Source organism: Enterococcus sp. DIV0774, from assembly GCF_050539095.1.
Lineage (GTDB): Bacteria > Bacillota > Bacilli > Lactobacillales > Enterococcaceae > Enterococcus > Enterococcus faecalis.
Genome location: NZ_CP172923.1, coordinates 1,996,683 through 2,014,625, shown reverse-complemented (window position 1 = coordinate 2,014,625; position 17,943 = coordinate 1,996,683). Strand labels below are relative to the sequence as shown.

The 17,943-nt window shown below is 39.5% G+C and carries 14 protein-coding genes; 13 read left to right on the top strand and 1 reads right to left on the bottom strand.

Annotation, left to right across the window (positions count from 1 at the left end; genetic code table 11):
* The first annotated feature begins 103 nt into the window (after positions 1-103).
* The 12 genes from xdh (at position 104) to nifJ (ending at position 14,451) form a co-directional block, all read left to right on the top strand.
* On the top strand, positions 104-2,677 hold the full coding sequence (gene xdh / locus IGL86_RS09640; RefSeq protein WP_010707245.1) for a selenium-dependent xanthine dehydrogenase: 2,574 nt from the start codon (positions 104-106) through the stop codon (positions 2,675-2,677).
* Between the two features lie 13 nt (positions 2,678-2,690).
* The gene (gene mocA, locus IGL86_RS09635) at positions 2,691-3,272 is read left to right on the top strand and encodes a molybdenum cofactor cytidylyltransferase (RefSeq protein WP_010707246.1); all 582 of its coding nucleotides are present in this window, start codon (positions 2,691-2,693) and stop codon (positions 3,270-3,272) included.
* A gap of 13 nt (positions 3,273-3,285) precedes the next feature.
* Positions 3,286-4,434 carry a selenocysteine lyase SclA gene (gene sclA, locus IGL86_RS09630; RefSeq protein WP_010776030.1) on the top strand — a complete coding sequence of 383 codons (1,149 nt, stop codon included), beginning with the start codon at positions 3,286-3,288 and terminating at the stop codon, positions 4,432-4,434.
* Positions 4,435-4,449: 15 nt separating this feature from the next.
* Positions 4,450-5,472 carry a selenide, water dikinase SelD gene (selD, locus tag IGL86_RS09625; protein WP_002356601.1) on the top strand — a complete coding sequence of 341 codons (1,023 nt, stop codon included), beginning with the start codon at positions 4,450-4,452 and terminating at the stop codon, positions 5,470-5,472.
* 15 nt (positions 5,473-5,487) lie between these two features.
* Positions 5,488-6,075, top strand: coding sequence for a sulfurtransferase-like selenium metabolism protein YedF (yedF, locus tag IGL86_RS09620; RefSeq protein ID WP_002382672.1), 588 nt, complete (start codon positions 5,488-5,490; stop codon positions 6,073-6,075).
* 20 nt (positions 6,076-6,095) lie between these two features.
* A complete protein-coding gene (locus IGL86_RS09615; RefSeq protein ID WP_002387137.1) occupies positions 6,096-6,353 on the top strand; it encodes a DUF3343 domain-containing protein in 258 nt (85 codons plus the stop codon).
* Positions 6,341-7,096 carry a selenium cofactor biosynthesis protein YqeC gene (gene yqeC, locus IGL86_RS09610; RefSeq protein WP_002367120.1) on the top strand — a complete coding sequence of 252 codons (756 nt, stop codon included), beginning with the start codon at positions 6,341-6,343 and terminating at the stop codon, positions 7,094-7,096. The genes IGL86_RS09615 and yqeC overlap by 13 nt, the downstream gene beginning before the upstream one ends.
* Positions 7,060-7,890: a selenium-dependent molybdenum cofactor biosynthesis protein YqeB gene (gene yqeB / locus IGL86_RS09605; protein WP_010707250.1), complete on the top strand. Its 831-nt coding sequence runs from the start codon at positions 7,060-7,062 to the stop codon at positions 7,888-7,890. The genes yqeC and yqeB overlap by 37 nt, the downstream gene beginning before the upstream one ends.
* Positions 7,891-8,126: 236 nt before the next feature.
* The gene (locus tag IGL86_RS09600) at positions 8,127-8,591 is read left to right on the top strand and encodes a flavodoxin (RefSeq protein ID WP_002382673.1); all 465 of its coding nucleotides are present in this window, start codon (positions 8,127-8,129) and stop codon (positions 8,589-8,591) included.
* Positions 8,592-8,628: 37 nt separating this feature from the next.
* On the top strand, positions 8,629-9,486 hold the full coding sequence (locus IGL86_RS09595; protein ID WP_002365019.1) for a sulfide/dihydroorotate dehydrogenase-like FAD/NAD-binding protein: 858 nt from the start codon (positions 8,629-8,631) through the stop codon (positions 9,484-9,486).
* Positions 9,479-10,897, top strand: a complete 1,419-nt coding sequence (gltA, locus tag IGL86_RS09590) for an NADPH-dependent glutamate synthase (protein WP_010776028.1) — start codon at positions 9,479-9,481, stop codon at positions 10,895-10,897. Before IGL86_RS09595 ends, gltA begins: the two co-directional genes overlap by 8 nt.
* Before the next feature lie 20 nt (positions 10,898-10,917).
* Positions 10,918-14,451: a pyruvate:ferredoxin (flavodoxin) oxidoreductase gene (gene nifJ, locus IGL86_RS09585; RefSeq protein WP_016622329.1), complete on the top strand. Its 3,534-nt coding sequence runs from the start codon at positions 10,918-10,920 to the stop codon at positions 14,449-14,451.
* A 37-nt stretch (positions 14,452-14,488) separates the two neighbouring features.
* Here the strand turns inward: nifJ and IGL86_RS09580 are convergent, their stop codons facing one another.
* Complete coding sequence (locus IGL86_RS09580; RefSeq protein ID WP_002385738.1) at positions 14,489-15,904, bottom strand: Ktr system potassium uptake protein D; 1,416 nt, start codon at positions 15,902-15,904, stop codon at positions 14,489-14,491.
* A gap of 369 nt (positions 15,905-16,273) precedes the next feature.
* Between IGL86_RS09580 and IGL86_RS09575 the strand changes: the two genes are divergently transcribed.
* Positions 16,274-17,791, top strand: coding sequence for a flavocytochrome c (locus tag IGL86_RS09575; RefSeq protein WP_002356617.1), 1,518 nt, complete (start codon positions 16,274-16,276; stop codon positions 17,789-17,791).
* Positions 17,792-17,943 lie beyond the last annotated feature (152 nt).

Genomic DNA, 17,943 nt, shown 5'->3' with positions numbered 1-17,943 from the left:
AATAAAAAAGTTTTTTTGCTAAAAAATAATTTTTAGAACGAAGATTTGTGGTATAATCTAGGTGATTGAACACTAAACTATATCAGAAATCGAGGTGCAAGAAATGTATTCAATTATTGTAAATGGTCAAAGTGAAACCTGTGAAACAAACAAAAAATTAATGGACTTTTTGCGGGAGGATCTGGGCCTAACTGGAACAAAAGATGGTTGTAACCAAGGCTCTTGCGGCGCATGTACGGTGCTAGTAAATGGAAAGGCTTCCAAAGCGTGTTTGTTTACTCTAGAAAAATTAGCTGGTAAAGAAGTCACGACAATCGAAGGTTTAAGCCAACGGCAAAAAGATGTTTATGCCTATGCGTTTGCAAAAACGGGTGCAGTTCAGTGCGGGTATTGCATCCCTGGGATGGTTATTTCGGCACAAGGATTATTGAACAAGAAACCCGAACCCACAAAAGAAGACATTCAAAAAGCTATACGAGGAAACATTTGTCGTTGTACAGGATATGTGAAAATAATAGAAGCCATTCAGTTAGCTGCTAAAATGTTTTGTGAAGAAACGAGCATTCCGGAAGAACATTCAAATGGTAAATTAGGGGAAGACTTCCAACGGGTCGATGCAGTAGAGAAAACATTAGGCACAGGGATTTATGTAGATGACATTGACATAGAAGGAATGCTTCATGCATCTGCTTTGCGGAGTGCCTATCCTCGTGCAAAAGTTCTATCAATCGATAGTACCCAAGCGTTGGCGCATCCTGACTGTGTGGCTGTGTTCACAGCTAAAGACGTTCCAGGAAATAATAAAATTGGTCATTTAGAATTTATTTCCGATTGGGATGTAATGATTCCAGAAGGAGAAATAACACGGTACGTTGGGGATGCAGTGGCACTCGTTGTTTCAAAAAGAAAAGAAACCTTACCAGAGATAAAAAATTTAGTGGAAGTTGATTACGAAGAAATGATACCGCTTACTTCTTGTGAAGCTGCTTTAGCAGAAGGTGCACCAGCTATTCATGAAAAGGGCAATATCTTGTCTCATGAACACTTGGTACGTGGCAATGCAGAGGAAGTATTAGCAAATTCTGCGTTTATAGTGACAGAACATTATTCCGTACCAATTAACGAACATGCCTTTATGGAACCCGAGTGTGCGATTGCACAGCCTGAAGGTGAGGGCATTTTGCTCTTTAGTGCGGGTCAAAGTATCTATGATGAACAACGGGAAGTGGCTCGGATGTTAGGACTGGACAAGGAAAAAATTCATGTTCAATCAAAACTTGTTGGTGGTGGTTTTGGTGGAAAAGAAGACATGAGTGTTCAGCATCATGCATCCTTAGCCGCTTGGTTATTGAAGAAACCAGTAAAAGTACTGCTAAGCCGTGAAGAAAGTTTGATGGTTCATCCTAAACGCCATGGCATGGAAATGGACTTTACGACCGGCTGTGATGAAGAAGGCAATTTAACTGCAATGAAAGCAGTGATTTATGCGGATACTGGGGCCTATGCTTCTTTAGGAGGACCAGTATTGCAACGGGCTTGTACACATGCGGCAGGTCCCTACAAGTATCAAACGATTGATGTGGAAGGGTTTGCTGTATATACTAATAATCCGCCAGCAGGTGCATTTCGTGGATTTGGTGTTTGCCAAACGGCTTTTGCAATTGAAAGTAATTTAAACTTGTTAGCAGAAAAAGTCGGACTATCACCATGGGAAATACGCTTTAAAAATGCCGTCGCCCCAGGAGATACTTTACCGAATGGACAATTGGTCTCGAAAAATGCGGCGTTAAAAGAAGCCTTGTTAGCAGTTAAAGACGTCTATGAACAAGCGGAAGTTGCTGGAATTTCTAGTTTCTTTAAAAATAGTGGCGTGGGTGTGGGGCTACCTGATACAGGGCGTTGTATTATTTCTGTTGAAGAAGGAAAAATACATGTCCGCACAAGTGCTGCTTGTATCGGTCAAGGGATGGCAACCGTTACGACGCAAATTGCCTGTGAAACATTAAATTTACCACCAGAAATGATTGTTGCGGAAGCACCTGATACGAGAAGAACGCCGAATTCAGGAACGACAACGGCTTCGAGGCAGTCACTCTTCACAGGAGAAGCAACTAGAAGAGCGGCAATGCAATTACGGTATGAGCTTGATATGGGACGTGCTTTAAGTGATTTGGAAGGCGAAGAATTTTATGGGGAATATTCAGCGAAAACGGATCCATTAATTAATGATAAAAAAAGTCCAGTTAGTCATGCTGGTTATGGTTATGCTGCTGAAGTAGCTATTCTAGATGACAAAGGAAAAGTAGCTAAATTTGTGGCTGCGTATGATATGGGGCAAGTGGTGAATCCACGAGCTGCTGAAGGTCAAATTGAAGGTGGGATTGCGATGGGCATGGGGTATGCTTTAACTGAAAAATTTGCCTTAGAAGAAGGCTATGTTAAAGCAAAATATGCAACGCTAGGATTAGTGAACGCCACTCAAGTACCACCAATCGAAACAATTTTGGTTCATGCTGACAATCTTCACGAAGGTTTAGCCTATGGAATTAAAGGCGTAGGTGAGTTAGCAACGATCCCTACCGCACCAGCTTTAGCAGGCGCATATTTTGCCTTGGATGGTCAGCTACGACCAAGTCTGCCTTTAGAAAATACCCCTTATCAAAAGAAAAAAAGATAAAAGGAGACAACTCATGTCACTCGTTAGTGTCATTATTCTAGCATCGGGCAATTCACAACGGATGGGCCAAAATAAATTGTTCTTAAAATATCAAGGAAAAACATTTTTAGAGCACACGTTAACCTTAGTGAATCAATTAGACGTATTAGAACGGATTTTAGTTGTTTCGCCTGAGAATCAGCCAGCGTTTCCTTTACCTAAGAACATTCAGGTGATTCTCAATCATCAATGGCAAGAAGGGCAAAGTAGCAGTATTCGTTTAGGAACCGAACAAGCTCGGGGAGCTGGCTATTTATACTTACCTAGTGATCAACCATTGTTAACACCTAAAATGCTACAACCCGTGTTAGATAAATGTCAGAGAAATAAAATTGTAGTGCCATTACAAAAAGATGGCTGTCCTAGTAGTCCAGTATTATTCGGTAATCAATTTCGACAAGAACTATTAACATTGACTGGTGAAAAAGGCGGACGCATGATTTATGAACGCTTTCCAGAAGCAGTTCAGATGCTGAGAATAGCGACTCCTGGCCGTTTGAAAGATATCGATACGCCAGAAGAGTACAGAAAATTAATTCAAGAAACCAATAGTTAGAGAGGAAAATCGTATGAAGGATTTGGTTTATTTAAATTATGCAGCGACTTCCTATAAAAAATTTCCAGCAACCATTGAGGCTTTGACTGCCTATTTAGCAGAAAATCAGTTCATGAATTACGGAAGAAATGCCCCTTTGCTGAGAGAGGGGCTTCCTCTTTTAGAGACACGTCAATTGTTAGCAGACTTTTTTCAGGCACCCAGTGCGGCTCAGATTACGTTTACGAATAACGCAACAACTTCCTTAAATCTTGCATTAGCGGGGATTTTACAACCTGGCGATCATGTGATTACGACCATGTTAGAACATCATGCAGTAGCTAGACCGCTTCACTTACTTGAGAAAGAACGAGGCATTTCAGTGACGTATGTTGCTTGTCAAAAAACGGGTCTGTTAGATGTAGAAGATATTCAGCGAGCCTGGCGAACGAATACAAAAGCCTTGGTGATGACACACGCATCCAATGTCTTAGGCACCATTTTACCCATTGAAGAATGTTTTCAATGGGCCAAACAGAAAGGATTATTAACCGTTTTGGATGCAGCTCAAACGGCGGGATTTTTACCAATAAAAATGACCCAGATGGCCATTGATGTGTTAGCCTTTACTGGACATAAAAGCTTATATGGATTAGCAGGTATTGGTGGGTTAGCTTTTAGTGAGCGAGGGGCTGAAGCGGTCAAACCACTGATAACGGGCGGCACTGGTAGCCATTCTAATTCCTTTGATCAACCCTCTTTTTTACCAGATAAATTTGAAGCTGGTACGTTAAACAGTTTAGGTATTCTAAGCTTAAATAGTTCTGTTAAAGAGTTGAATAAAATTGGTTTAGCAGCGATTCAAAAGCACGAACGAACCTTAATGCAGAATTTTTTAAATGGTTTATCAGGGTTACCTGTCACAATTTTAGGAACCAAGGACGTGGCACAAACTGTCCCTGTTGTTTCTATCACACTGTGGAATCAGGAAGAAACAGTGGTGGCACAGCAACTAGCAGAACAACATGGCATTATGACGCGCGCAGGTTTGCATTGTGCACCATTAGCCCATGAAACAGCTGGGACTTTAGCAACTGGCACCTTACGTTTTAGCTTTGGTTGGCAGACAACGCCTGAAGAAATTACTTGGACAATTCACGCTTTACAAGAACTACTAATTTGAGAAGGAGCGGACAGCATGGATTTTTTATCACAATGTACATCAGGTGGCTGCGGGGCAAAAATTGAATCCCGTGTACTGAACCAATTGTTGCAACACTTACCCGAAACACCGGCAAATGAGCGGCTACTCGTCGGATTTGAACATGCCGACGACGCCGCGGTTTACCAAATAACGCCTGAAAAAGCTTTGATTTCAACGGTTGATTTTTTTTCACCAATGGTCAATGATCCGTTATCATTTGGAAAAATTGCGGTCGCTAATGCTTTAAGTGATGTCTATGCCATGGGCGGTACAGTCCTTTATGCGCTAAATCTTGTTTGTTTTCCACAAAAGATGTCAAAAGAATGGTTGGAACAAATGCTCTTGGGTGGCAGTTTAAAATTAAAGGAAGCGGGTGCTTTACTGGCGGGAGGCCATTCGATTTATGACCATGAACCTAAGTATGGCTTAGCGGTAACTGGAGAAGTTCATCCAGAAAATTTGTGGCATAATAATACGCCACAGGTGGGGGATGTCTTGATTTTAACTAAAGCATTAGGTGTAGGAATTATTCAAGCGGCTGTTCGGGGGCAATTGGCGAAGCAGACGGAACAAAAAATCGCACAAGATTCGATGGAACGTTTAAATAAATATGCCGCTGCGAATGCTCGATCCTACGCAGTACATGCTTGTACTGATGTGACTGGGTTTGGTCTATTAATTCATGCAAAAGAAATGGCTGATAATCAGGTAACGTTACTGATTGATACAGAAGCGTTACCAACCATTACAGGAGCGTTGGCCTACGCCGGAGAATGTTTAGTCACTGCAGCTGGGCAAAGAAACCGACAAACAATCGGAACGACAATCGATTATTCAAAAATTTCTATGGAAATGCAAGAACTTTTGTTTGATCCACAAACATCTGGCGGACTGTTAATTAGTGTTGCTGCTGACGAAGCGGCAGCCTGTTTAGCAGCTATTCAAAAAGAGGACCCTGTTGCCAAAATTATTGGTGAGGTTCTGCCAAAAGAACAACAAGCAGTAGTACTTTTATAGAGAGAAGGGCCAAATATGAAATTAGTAGATGCATTGGGGAAACCTTGCCCAATACCTGTGATTGAAACGAAAAAAGCTTTGGCGGAGCTAGGTTTAGCTGGAGGCACTATCGAGGTTTTAGTCGATAACGAAGTAGCCATTGAAAATTTAAAAAAATTAGCTGCTAAAAAACAGGCCACTTTGACTGCGAAGCAGATAGAAGCCACGGTTTTCTCTGTCAAAATTACGGTACCTGAAGAAGCGACTCAACAAACAAGTCAGTCAGCAACAGATTTAGTAATTACGATTGGCTCCGATCAATTAGGTACTGGAGACGAGCAGCTAGGACGACTATTAATGAAAAGTTATCTTCAATCCTTATCAGAAGCAGAAACTGTTCCTACACAGCTATTATTCTTTAATCGAGGGGCGTTTTTAACGAATCAAGCAGCGAATACCTTAGCTGATTTGCAACAATTAGCGGAGAAGGGAACCACGATTCAAACGTGTGGGGCCTGTTTAGATTTTTATCATTTAACAGACACCTTAGCTATCGGCTCTATTACTAATATGTACGAAATTGTTGAAACAATGAATCAAGCGGCTAAAGTAATTACGCTTTAACAAAAAAAGAAGGTGAAAAGATGGAGTATTTGCTAACCTTTCCGAATACACATTATGCTGTTCAGGCGGAACAAGTACTATTGGCAAGAAAGGTGGCTGTTCGCGTCTTTACTTTGCCACCATCATTGACGGATGGCTGTGGGATCGGTTTACTCATTAATGAAGCGGAAATAACTCACAGTGTATGTTTTTTAGAAGAAGCAAAAGTACGCGTAGCCTCTATTTTTTCTGTGAAAAATGACCTTGGGGAAAGGAGGTACCAACTGTGGAGTCCTTAAAAAAGTGTTTTGATTTACAAGGAAAGGAGATTGTGTCGATTGTTGGTAGTGGTGGGAAAACAAGCTTAATGTGGGCGCTAGCAAAAACATATCGAAAGGAAGCTGTTCTGGTTAGTACAACTACAAAAATTGGGTTTCCCCAACGTCAATTGTATGATTATTTTTATACAAACCATTTTGAAAAAATAACGCCGAATATCTGCGGAATCACTTTAGCAGGAACCGCTATCAACAACCAAACAAAACTAACGATGCCTGCAATGACCTCGCTTCAAATATTGTTTCAGCACTTCACGAAAGTTTTTTTAGAAGCGGATGGATCCAAACAACGACCTTTGAAAGGCTGGTCCTCTTATGAACCCGTGATATTAAAAGAAACAACCACCACAATTGGTGTGCTTCCGATTTCTGTGATTGGTCAAAAGATAGATGAAACGACCATTCATCGGTTGCCGCTTTTTTTGGAATTAACCGATGCGCAACAACAAGAACCAATCACAGAAACATTGTTAGCTCAACTCATTGCTCATCCAAAAGGATTGTTTAAAGAGAGCCAAGGCAAACGAATTTTGTGTTTAAATCAAACCCATACGCGAAGAGAGTTCGTTCAAGCGATGAATGTCTGTCTTCAGTTACCCAAAAGCTGTTTTGAAAAATTAGACAAAATTATTGCTTGCAATATGGAATTAGAGAAAGGACTTATTTTATGGGAGAAATCAGTCAAAACATCCAAGAAAAATTAGTGATTGTTCGCGGAGGGGGCGATCTAGCGACAGGTGTTATCCAAAAATTATGGCACGTTGGCTTTAAAATACTAGTATTAGAAACAGAATGTCCTCTGGCCATTCGGCGGACTGTTTCAGTTTGTGATGCTATTTTCCAGAAAGAACAAAGAGTGGAAGATTTGGTTGCTGTTCGAATTACTTCATTAAAGGATTGCGCGAAATGTTGGCAGCAAAATAAGCTGCCTGTTTTTGTCGATCAAACAGCAAGTGCTATTCAACAATTGAAACCACTGATTGTTATCGATGCGATTTTGGCTAAGAAAAATTTAGGTACGCATCGAGGAATGGCACCGATTACGATTGCTTTAGGACCAGGCTTTTCAGCACCGCAAGATGTCGATGTTGTGATTGAGACAATGCGTGGACATAGGTTGGGACGTTTATACTTTGAAGGAACAGCTTTACCTAATACAGGTATTCCAGGTGAAATTGGCGGAAAAAGTGCGGAACGAGTTGTCCATGCCCCTGCTTCAGGACAAGTTATCCACCTTAAAAACATCGGGGATCTCGTGTTGAAAGGGGAAGCATTATTTTTAATCGATCAGGTTCCAGTTTATTCGCCTTTGACAGGGACTTTGAGAGGATTGATTTCAGAAAAGGTAATATGCTGTCAAGGGTTGAAGTGTGCAGATGTAGATCCTCGACCAGTTGAGAAAGTCGATTGCTTGACGATCTCCGACAAAGCTCGTGCATTAGGGGGAGCGGTTTTAGAAGCAATTTTTATGATTGGAAGAAGGAAAAATGTTTTATAAAAAAGAACCTAAATAATATTTTTTTTACCTTAAAAATATTGTTAAAACGGTTTGGAATGTGGTATAGTAAAGACGTAGTAAAAAATACTCTATCTCGAAAGGGGAAGAGTACATACTTAGTTAGATTAATTTGTGAATAAAATCATTTGTAAAAGTTATTTTTTTAGGAATTAATGTAAGGGGTTACAATTGCATTTGAATGCATTGAAATATTTAGGAAAAAAGAAAGGAAATGAATGAAGATGGCACTAGTAAAAATTGTTTATGCAAGTATGACTGGAAACACAGAAGAAATTTCCGAGATTTTGGAAGAACAGTTTCAAGAAGCTGGAGTTGAAGTAGAACGTGAAGAATGTTCAGAAGTTGATGTAGACTTCTTTGATGATGCAGATGCTTGTATTATCGCAACGTATACTTATGGTGATGGGGAACTGCCTTTTGAATTTGAAGATTTCTTTGATGAATTAACTGAAAAGGATTTAGCAGGTAAGCCATTTGGCGTTGTTGGTTCCGGTGATCGTGAATATGGTGAATTTTTCTGTAAATCAGCGCATGATTTTGTAGGAGCTTTTGAAAAAGCTGGTGCTAAAAAAGTAGCTGAAACAGTTGAAATTGAAAACAATGCAGAAGAAGAAGACATCGAAATGCTAAAAACATTTGTTAAAAGTGTTGCCACAACTTTATCTGATAGCGTTGCCTAAAGGTTTAAGAAAGTAGGAGTCAGAATGAAAAGGAATGATGAAGGTAGGTATTTCAATGTTTAATATTCTTCAGTCGACTCAATTATCTAGTAATACATTTGATTTTTGGCTGGAAGCGCCAAGAATAGCGACACATGCCCAGGCTGGACAGTTTGTTATTTTAAGAATTGACGAAAAAGGAGAGCGGATCCCTTTAACGATTGCGGAGACAAATCCACAAGCAGGCAGTATTCGAATTATTTTCCAAGTAATCGGTAAGACAACAGCTGCACTTTCCCAACTTAAAACTTCCGACTCTTTGTTAGATATCACTGGACCTTTAGGTATGCCCACAGAAGTGAAGCAATATGGAACGGTGATGGTTGTCGGTGGCGGGGTTGGCATCGCGGCTATTTATCCAATTATCAAGGCTTTAAAAGAAGCAGGCAACCGAGTGATTACGATTTTGGGGGCACGCACAGCTGAGTTAGTTCTGTTACAAGAAGAATGCCGTCGTTATTCGGATGAACTAATCATTACAACGGATGATGGTTCATTAGGTAAAAAGGGCTTAGTAACAGAAGCGATGGAAGAAGTTATTGCACGTGAATCTGTAGCGTGCAGTTGGGCGATTGGGCCCAGCATCATGATGAAATTTTGTACCTTGACAGCTGAAAAACATCAATTACCAATTTATGTTTCCTTGAATCCTATTATGATTGACGGAACAGGTATGTGTGGCGGTTGTCGGGTCACTGTTGATGGCACCATGAAATTTGCCTGTGTTGATGGACCTGAGTTTAAAGGCAATGAAGTAAATTGGGATGAATTCATTAATCGAATGAAGCAATATCAGGAAGAAGAAGCAGTTTGCTTTACAGATCGTTTGAAAGAGCAGGTGGAGAAAAATGGCTAGAAAAAGTCGTATAAAAACACCGATTGCGGAACAAGCACCTACTATCAGAAAGAATAATTTTGAAGAGGTTTGCTTAGGCTATACATTAGCAGAAGGGCAAGAAGAAGCGATTCGCTGTTTACAATGTAAAAATGCACCTTGTATTGCTAAATGCCCCGTGATGATTGATATTCCTGGATTTATTTTAGCTATTCGTGAAGGAAACATGGAACAAGCAGCCGATATTTTAAGTAAATATACGAATTTACCTGCTATTTGTGGACGCGTTTGTCCGCAAGAGAAACAATGTGAACAAGTTTGTAAATTAGGGAAAGCCAAAAACTTTGAACCAGTGGCAATTGGCAAATTAGAACGTTTAGTTGCCGATTGGGCATTAGAAAATCACAAGTTTCCTAAGAAAACAGCGGAACCAACAAAAGGGAAAATCGCAGTGGTCGGTTCTGGTCCTTCTGGGTTAACAGTTGCGGGGGATTTGGCAAAGCTCGGCTACGAAGTAATTATTTTTGAAGCGCTTCATGAAGCTGGTGGCGTATTAACCTATGGTATACCTGAATTTCGATTACCGAAAAAAATTGTTAAACAAGAAATTGCGAGTATTGAAGCCTTAGGTGTAACAATAGAAACCAATGTGGTAGTAGGTAAAACGATTACGATGGAAGAAATAATGTCAGAGTTTGATGCCTGTTATCTATCGGTTGGTGCAGGGGCACCAAACTTTATGGGAATCCCAGGAACTAGTTTAAATGGGGTTTATTCTTCTAGTGAATTTTTAACACGAATCAATTTAATGCATAGCTATGAGTTTCCAGAATATGATACACCGATTAAACGTGCTAAAAATGTTGTTGTGATTGGCGGCGGGAATGTTGCAATGGATGCCGCTCGTTCAGCCAAACGATTAGGCGCTGAAAATGTGAACATTGTGTATCGTCGTTCGTTAGAAGAATTACCAGCAAGAATTGAAGAATACCACCATTCCCTTGAAGAAGGAATTAACTATTATTGGTTAACGAATCCAATTGCTTATTTAGATGACCAACAAGGAAATCTAGCCGGTGTTGAATGTGTCAAAATGGTTTTAGGTGAACCAGATGCGTCTGGAAGACGACGGCCAGAACCGGTTCCAGACAGCACGTTTACCATTCCTGCTGATGCAGTAATCGAGGCAATTGGCCAAGGGGCAAATCGCGTCTTGTTATCAACATATCCAGAAATAGAACTAAACCAATGGGGTTACATTCAAGCTGATCCTAAAACAGGAGCAACATCAATACCTGGCGTTTTTGCTGGGGGCGATATAGTCACAGGTGCTGCCACCGTTATTTTAGCGATGGGCGCTGGGAAAATCGCAGCTAATGCAATTGATCAGTATGTCAAAACACAAAAAACAACAGTCACAAGCAATGTTTAGGAAAGATAAAAGGTGAAAAAATGAAAAAAACAATGGATGGAAACACCGCAGCGGCTTATATTTCATATGCGTTTACAGAAGTTGCCGCTATTTATCCTATCACACCAAGTTCAACAATGGCTGAGTTGGTAGATGAATGGGCGGAAAGTGGTTTAAAAAATATTTATGGTCAAAAAGTTCAAGTTATTGAAATGCAATCAGAAGCTGGGGCAGCGGGAGTAGTTCATGGTTCGTTAAAAACAGGTGCGTTAACCACTACTTATACTGCTTCACAAGGTTTACTGTTGATGATTCCCAACATGTATAAAATCGCAGGAGAATTGCTGCCTTCTGTGTTCCACGTGGCGGCTCGGGCAGTAACGACAAGTGCGTTGAGTATTTTTGGTGATCATGGCGATGTGATGGCTACCCGCCAAACAGGTTTTTGTATGTTAGCAGAATCGAGTGTTCAAGAAGTGATGGATTTGTCGGCAGTTGCTCATTTAGCTAGCTTAGAAGGTAGTTTACCTTTTGTAAACTTTTTTGATGGTTTTAGAACGAGCCATGAACTACAAAAAATCGAAGTGATTGATTATGATGACCTGAAAGAAATGGTGAATCAGGAAGCTGTAACTCGTTTTAGAATGGGAGGCATGAATCCTAATCATCCCACTGTTTCAGGGACCGCTCAAAATCCTGACATTCATTTTCAACAAAGAGAAACAGTCAATAAAAATTACGAAGAAATGCCAAAAATTGTTCAAAAATACATGAAAAAAATTAACAATCTTCGTGGAACAACGTATGATTTAACCGATTATTACGGGGTTGAAGATGCAACAGAAGTCATTATTTCAATGGGGTCGGCTTCGCCAGTAATCAAACAAACAGTCGACTATCTCAATCAACAAGGACGCAAAGTTGGTTTTATCAATATTCATTTATATCGTCCATTTCCTACCGAAAACCTTCTTGAAAAATTACCAGCTACAGTAGAAAAGGTTGCGGTTTTAGATCGAACAAAAGAATCAGGAGCCGAAGGAGAACCGTTATTGTTAGATGTTCAAAGCGCTCTTTATCAACATGAAAATCGCCCAATTGTGATTGGTGGACGTTATGGGTTAGGTTCTAAAGACGTAGCGCCTAATCAAATTAAAGCGATCTATGATCATTTGTTATTGCCATTTAAAGAATTAAAACAACGCTTTACGGTAGGGATCGTTGATGATGTAACCTATCAATCATTGCCAGAAGAACCTACTTTAGATTTAACGCCAGATACTACCTTCCAAGCAAAATTTTGGGGCTTTGGTTCTGACGGAACTGTGGGAGCAAACAAGCAAGCGATTAAAATTATCGGAGATCATACCGACCTTTATGCACAAGCTTACTTTAGTTATGATTCTAAAAAATCAGGCGGTTTAACCGTTTCGCATCTGCGTTTTGGTAAAGAGCCAATTACTTCCACGTATTTAATTGAACAAGCAGATTTCATCGCTTGTCATAATGCTTCCTATTTGCATAAATACGACCTGTTAAAAGGTTTAAAAGATGGCGGAACGTTTTTACTGAATACTATTTGGGATCAAGAAAAGGTTCATCGTTTATTACCGGCTAAGTTAAAAAAATATATTGGGGAGCACCAAATCAAATTTTATATTATCAATGCGGTTGAGTTAGCTCGCAAAGTAGGCTTAGGTCGTCGGATCAATACAGTGATGTCTACTGCCTTTTTTGAAGTAACAGATATTTTAACGAAAGAGCAATATTTACCGTTACTTAAAGAAGAAGTGAAAAAGACTTATGGAAAAAAATCAATGGAAATTGTTGAAAAAAATTACCAAGCGATTGATGCTACCTTTGAATCGCTGCAAGAAATTGTAGTTCCAGAAGATTGGGCAACCATTGTTTTAGAGCCAGAAAATAAAGAGTCGGAAGCTCCAGCTTTTGTGACAAATATTTTAGAACCGATCAATCGTCAAGAAGGGGATCAGCTGACCGTTTCAGATTTGATTGAAAACGGAATGAAGGGCGGTGCCATTCCAATGGGCACTGCGGCTTATGAAAAACGTGGCATTGCGTTAGAAGTGCCTGAGTGGCAAATGGATAAGTGTACGATGTGTAATGAATGTGCCTTTGTTTGTCCACATGCGGCTATTCGACCATTTTTAGCGGATGAAGAAGAACTGAAAGAAGCACCTGCAGGTTTTGCCATGCGCGAAATGCGTGGCACTGATGGATTGATGTATCGTATCCAAGTTTCTTTAGAAGACTGTACAGGTTGTGGTCTTTGTGTTCAGGCTTGCCCTGTGAAAGACAAGGCGATTTTAATGAAACCTTATGAAACTCAGAAAGAGCAAGCAATGAATTGGGCCTTTGCGATGACTCTTAAACAAAAAGCCAACCCAGTCAAAAAACTTTCTGTTAAAGGTTCCCAATTTAATCAGCCATTGATGGAATTTTCAGGTGCTTGTGAAGGCTGTGGCGAAACACCTTATATTAAGTTGTTGACGCAACTATTTGGTGATCGAATGATGATTGCTAACGCAACAGGCTGTTCATCAATTTGGGGTGGTTCGTCACCGGTGACGCCTTATACAACGAACGAATGTGGCCAAGGACCAGCTTGGAGTAATTCGCTGTTTGAAGATAATGCGGAATATGGTTATGGTATGTATATTGCCAATCGAACGAAACGGCAACATTTAGCTAGTCTGGTTGAAGAAAGTCTTGCTAAAAACGTCGGATCAGATTCACTTCAAGCCTTGTTAAATGATTGGTTGGAACACATGGCTGAAGGGGAAGGAACACAACAGCGAGCAACCAAACTAGCGGCGGCATTAAGTGAAGAAGCCGATGAAGATCCACTTTTAACAAAAATTTACGAACAAAAAGATTTACTAGTGAAAACGAGTCAATGGATTGTCGGCGGCGATGGTTGGGCCTATGATATCGGGTTTAGCGGCATTGATCATGTTCTTGCCAGTGGGGAAGATGTTAATATTTTTGTTATGGATAACGAAGTATATGCCAATACAGGCGGACAAACATCTAAAGCTACACCAGCTTCAGCCATTGCCAAATTCTCAGCGGGTGGGAAACATACCTCTAAAAAAGATTTAGGGATGATGGCAATCACTTATGGGAATGTCTATGTTGCACAAGTGGCTTTAGGCGCAAACTCAATGCAAACGATTAAAGCAATTGACGAAGCGGAGCGGTACCCAGGCCCATCAATTATCATTGGTTATACCCCATGTATTAATCACGGGGTCAAAGGTGGAATGGTTCGGACGTTAGATCAAGCCAAAGAAGCCGTTGAATCTGGCTATTGGCCACTTTATCGCTATAATCCAGAGTTAGTTAAGAAAGGCAAAGATCCGATGGTCATTGACTACAAGAAAACAGATTTTGACAAAATGCGTGATTTCCTTGAAAAACAAACACGTTACTCTGCGTTGCATACAATTAAACAGAATCAAGAAGTAGTCGAACATTTACTTGATAAAACTAAAGAAGATGCAATTGAACGCTCTGAAAGTTATAACAAACTAGTCACACACATGAAAAAATAAAAAAACAAAGCCTCTTACTTGAGAGGCTTTGTTTTTTTTATCCAATAATAATTTTTTCTGAAGGGTATTCGTAGCCTAAGTCACGTGTTTCTTTTGGTACAAAAATCATTAAGGTATAAAGCATACCAATACGTCCAATAAACATTAATAAGGCAATCATTAATTTACCTACTGTTGTTAAATCGTCTGTAATGCCTAAAGAAAGACCGGTTGTCCCAAAGGCAGAAGCGACTTCCACAATGATTGAAATCAAGGGCAGATTTTCAGTGGCTGACAAAAAGACGACAGCGAAAAAGCACATAATCAAAGATAACATGAAGACGACAATCGATTTTTTGACATCATCGTCATCTATTTTACGGCTAAAGACGCTAATATCATCTTCACTTTTTAAAAAGGCTAACAAATACAAACCAATAATCGCAACAGTCGTTGTTCGAACACCACCACCAACAGAGCTAGGACTACAACCAATAAACATTAACACAGAAAAAATAATCAATGTTGTGATTTGGAAGTCCCCTAAATCATTAATTTGGAGGCCAGCGTTTCGTGTAGTCATCGAATAAAACATCGAACTTACCCAACGGCCACTTTCATTCATTGTCAAAAATAGGTGATCTTTTTCTAATAAGTAAATCAAAATAGTCCCACCAATGAACAGAACAATAAACGCTAGCAAAGCAATTTTACTAAACAATGAAAAGCGGAAAGGCAAGCCTCGTTTCTTCTTGCGAAAGTTCTTTTTCTTAAAATGTAACCACTCATGAATTTCCAGTAAAACGGGAAATCCAATTCCGCCGATAAAAATTAAGAACATAATTGCCAGTAAAAAGAGATAATCATGAGCAAAAGGGATAATTGAATCACCTGAAATATCAAAGCCTGAATTAGTCACTGCAGAAATAGCTTGATAAAAGCCATAAAATATCGCATCTCGCCAGTTCGTATAATAACCACTTATATAAAAATAAAGCGAAAAGAGCGAGCCGAAGATTACTTGGAACCAAATTAAAATCAAAAAAGTGGTGCGGATCAGTCGAACAATTCCGCTCAGTCGCGGCTGATTCATGTCAGTCATAATTAACTGACGTTGCTTTAATGTGATTCGCCGTTTTGATAAAATAAAAAAGACCGTTGAAATCATCATAATCCCTAAGCCACCAACTTGGAAAAGAACCTCCAATAAGACAATCCCACGATCATTAAAAACCGAATTAATATCGACTGTGGTGAGTCCAGTAACACTGACTGTACTGATTGCTAAGAAAAATAAATCAATAAAAGGAACATGCGAGTCAGGTTCTCTGAAAATAGGGAGGCAAAACAATAAATAAGAAATAACCGTCATTAATATGTAGTAAGCGACGATGATTTGAATAGATGAAAAATTTTTGCGAATAAATCGATCGCTTTTTCGCTGTGCCAGCCACAGCAAACGTGTATGGTTCACTAGATAACCTCCCAATTCTAATTAAACTAAGTATACCAAAACTTTTCGCCTCAAACGAATAATTCTGCCAGAAAATCCTTGAAATGACAAATAAAAATAAGAAATTCGTTAGAAATAATTGGAAAACATCCACAAACAAGCGAGAACATGATATTTTATGAAAGAATAGAAAAATAGGTTGTTCCCCAAACAACTTATTGCTAATTGGTCAGTTTGTCTAACGATACAACTTTAAAAAGTAGTGGTAGCTTTTTTATTTCGGTTGATATGTGAATGTGTTCACTTTATGTAACAAACTGTTATTTTTATTCAAATGAAAAATAAGAAATTGTGTTGGTAGAAATCAATAGTTTATAAGGTGGGAAAACAATGAAAAAAGTGTTAATGGGAGTTCTTTCCCTAGGGTTATTATTAGGTGCAGCAACAGGTTGTACAAGCGATCAAGAAAAAGCTGCTGGTAAAACAAAAGCATCTTCTGAAAAAACAGAAGCAACATCTGGTGCCTCTGCTAATGGTTATACAGATCCAAGTGAACTAAAAGACAGTTATGATGTTGTTATTGTTGGTTCAGGTGGTGCGGGGATGACCGCTGCATTACAAGCCAAAGAAGCTGGCATGAATCCAGTTATTTTAGAAAAAATGCCTGTTGCAGGTGGGAATACAATTAAATCTTCTTCAGGAATGAATGCTTCACAAACAAAATTCCAAGAAAAAGAAGGCATTAAAGATAGCAACGATAAATTCTTTGAAGAAACACTAAAAGGCGGTAAAGGAACCAACGATCAAGAATTACTACGTTATTTTGTTGATCATTCAGCTGAAGCAATTGATTGGTTAGATACAAAAGGAATTACATTGAGCAATTTAACGATTACAGGTGGAATGAGCGAAAAACGCACACACCGACCTGCTGACGGATCAGCAATTGGGGGCTATCTAGTTGACGGTTTAGTACGTAACGTTCGCGAAGAAAAAATTCCATTGTTTGTTGATGCTGACGTGACAGACTTAGTTGAAGAAAACGGTCAAATTGATGGCGTAAAAGTGAAAATGAAAGATGATAAAGAAAAAACAGTTAAAGCAAAAGCAGTCGTTGTCACAACAGGTGGTTTCGGTGCCAACGAAAAATTAATTACACAATACAAACCAGAATTGAAAAACTATGTTACAACGAACCAAGAAGGAACAACAGGTGACGGTATCCAAATGATTCAAAAAGTTGGCGGTGCGTTAGTAGATATGAAAGAAATTCAAATTCACCCAACTGTTCAACAAAGCGATGCTTTCTTAATTGGTGAAGCAGTTCGTGGAGAAGGCGCAATCTTGGCTTCTCAAAAAGGAGAACGTTTTGTTAATGAGTTAGATACACGCGACAAAGTTTCCGCAGCAATCAATGCCTTACCAGAAAAATCAGCTTATTTAGTCTTTGACCAAGGCGTTCGCGACCGTGCAAAAGCCATTGATTTCTATGATCAAAAAGGTTTCGTGGAAAAAGGTGAAACGATTGAAGAATTAGCTGAAAAAATTGGCATGCCTGCCGATACATTGAAAGCAACGATTGATACTTGGAACCAAGATGTTAATGCCAAAGATGACAAACAATTTGGCCGGACAACTGGCATGGAAGCTGACTTAAGCACAGCCCCTTACTACGCAATTAAAATTGCACCAGGGATTCACCACACAATGGGTGGCGTGAAAATCAACACGAAAACAGAAGTTTTACGTGAAGATGGCACACCAATTAAAGGTCTATATGCTGCTGGTGAATTAACAGGTGGCTTACATGGTCAAAACCGTATCGGAGGCAATGCCATCGCCGATATTATCATTTATGGTCGTCAAGCAGGTACGCAATCAGCAGAATTTGCCTCTGCTCAAAAATAACTAGCATTAAAAAGTCTGAAATTGTAGTCAAATAACTACAATTTCGGGCTTTTTTATTGCATACTAGCAGGATCATTAGTTGTAGTATAAACAGCTCTGCTAAAATGACTTTGGCGTAGATTCTGTTTTTTTCAGAAAAATGCACGACCATT

Coding starts and splice junctions, on each gene's coding strand:
- IGL86_RS09575 (WP_002356617.1), top strand. CDS start 16,274: ATGAAAAAAGTGTTAATGGGAGTTCTTTCCCTAGGGTTATTATTAGGT.
- selD (WP_002356601.1), top strand. CDS start 4,450: ATGGATTTTTTATCACAATGTACATCAGGTGGCTGCGGGGCAAAAATT.
- IGL86_RS09600 (WP_002382673.1), top strand. CDS start 8,127: ATGAAGATGGCACTAGTAAAAATTGTTTATGCAAGTATGACTGGAAAC.
- yedF (WP_002382672.1), top strand. CDS start 5,488: ATGAAATTAGTAGATGCATTGGGGAAACCTTGCCCAATACCTGTGATT.
- IGL86_RS09595 (WP_002365019.1), top strand. CDS start 8,629: ATGAAGGTAGGTATTTCAATGTTTAATATTCTTCAGTCGACTCAATTA.
- IGL86_RS09615 (WP_002387137.1), top strand. CDS start 6,096: ATGGAGTATTTGCTAACCTTTCCGAATACACATTATGCTGTTCAGGCG.
- sclA (WP_010776030.1), top strand. CDS start 3,286: ATGAAGGATTTGGTTTATTTAAATTATGCAGCGACTTCCTATAAAAAA.
- xdh (WP_010707245.1), top strand. CDS start 104: ATGTATTCAATTATTGTAAATGGTCAAAGTGAAACCTGTGAAACAAAC.
- nifJ (WP_016622329.1), top strand. CDS start 10,918: ATGAAAAAAACAATGGATGGAAACACCGCAGCGGCTTATATTTCATAT.
- gltA (WP_010776028.1), top strand. CDS start 9,479: ATGGCTAGAAAAAGTCGTATAAAAACACCGATTGCGGAACAAGCACCT.
- yqeB (WP_010707250.1), top strand. CDS start 7,060: ATGGGAGAAATCAGTCAAAACATCCAAGAAAAATTAGTGATTGTTCGC.
- mocA (WP_010707246.1), top strand. CDS start 2,691: ATGTCACTCGTTAGTGTCATTATTCTAGCATCGGGCAATTCACAACGG.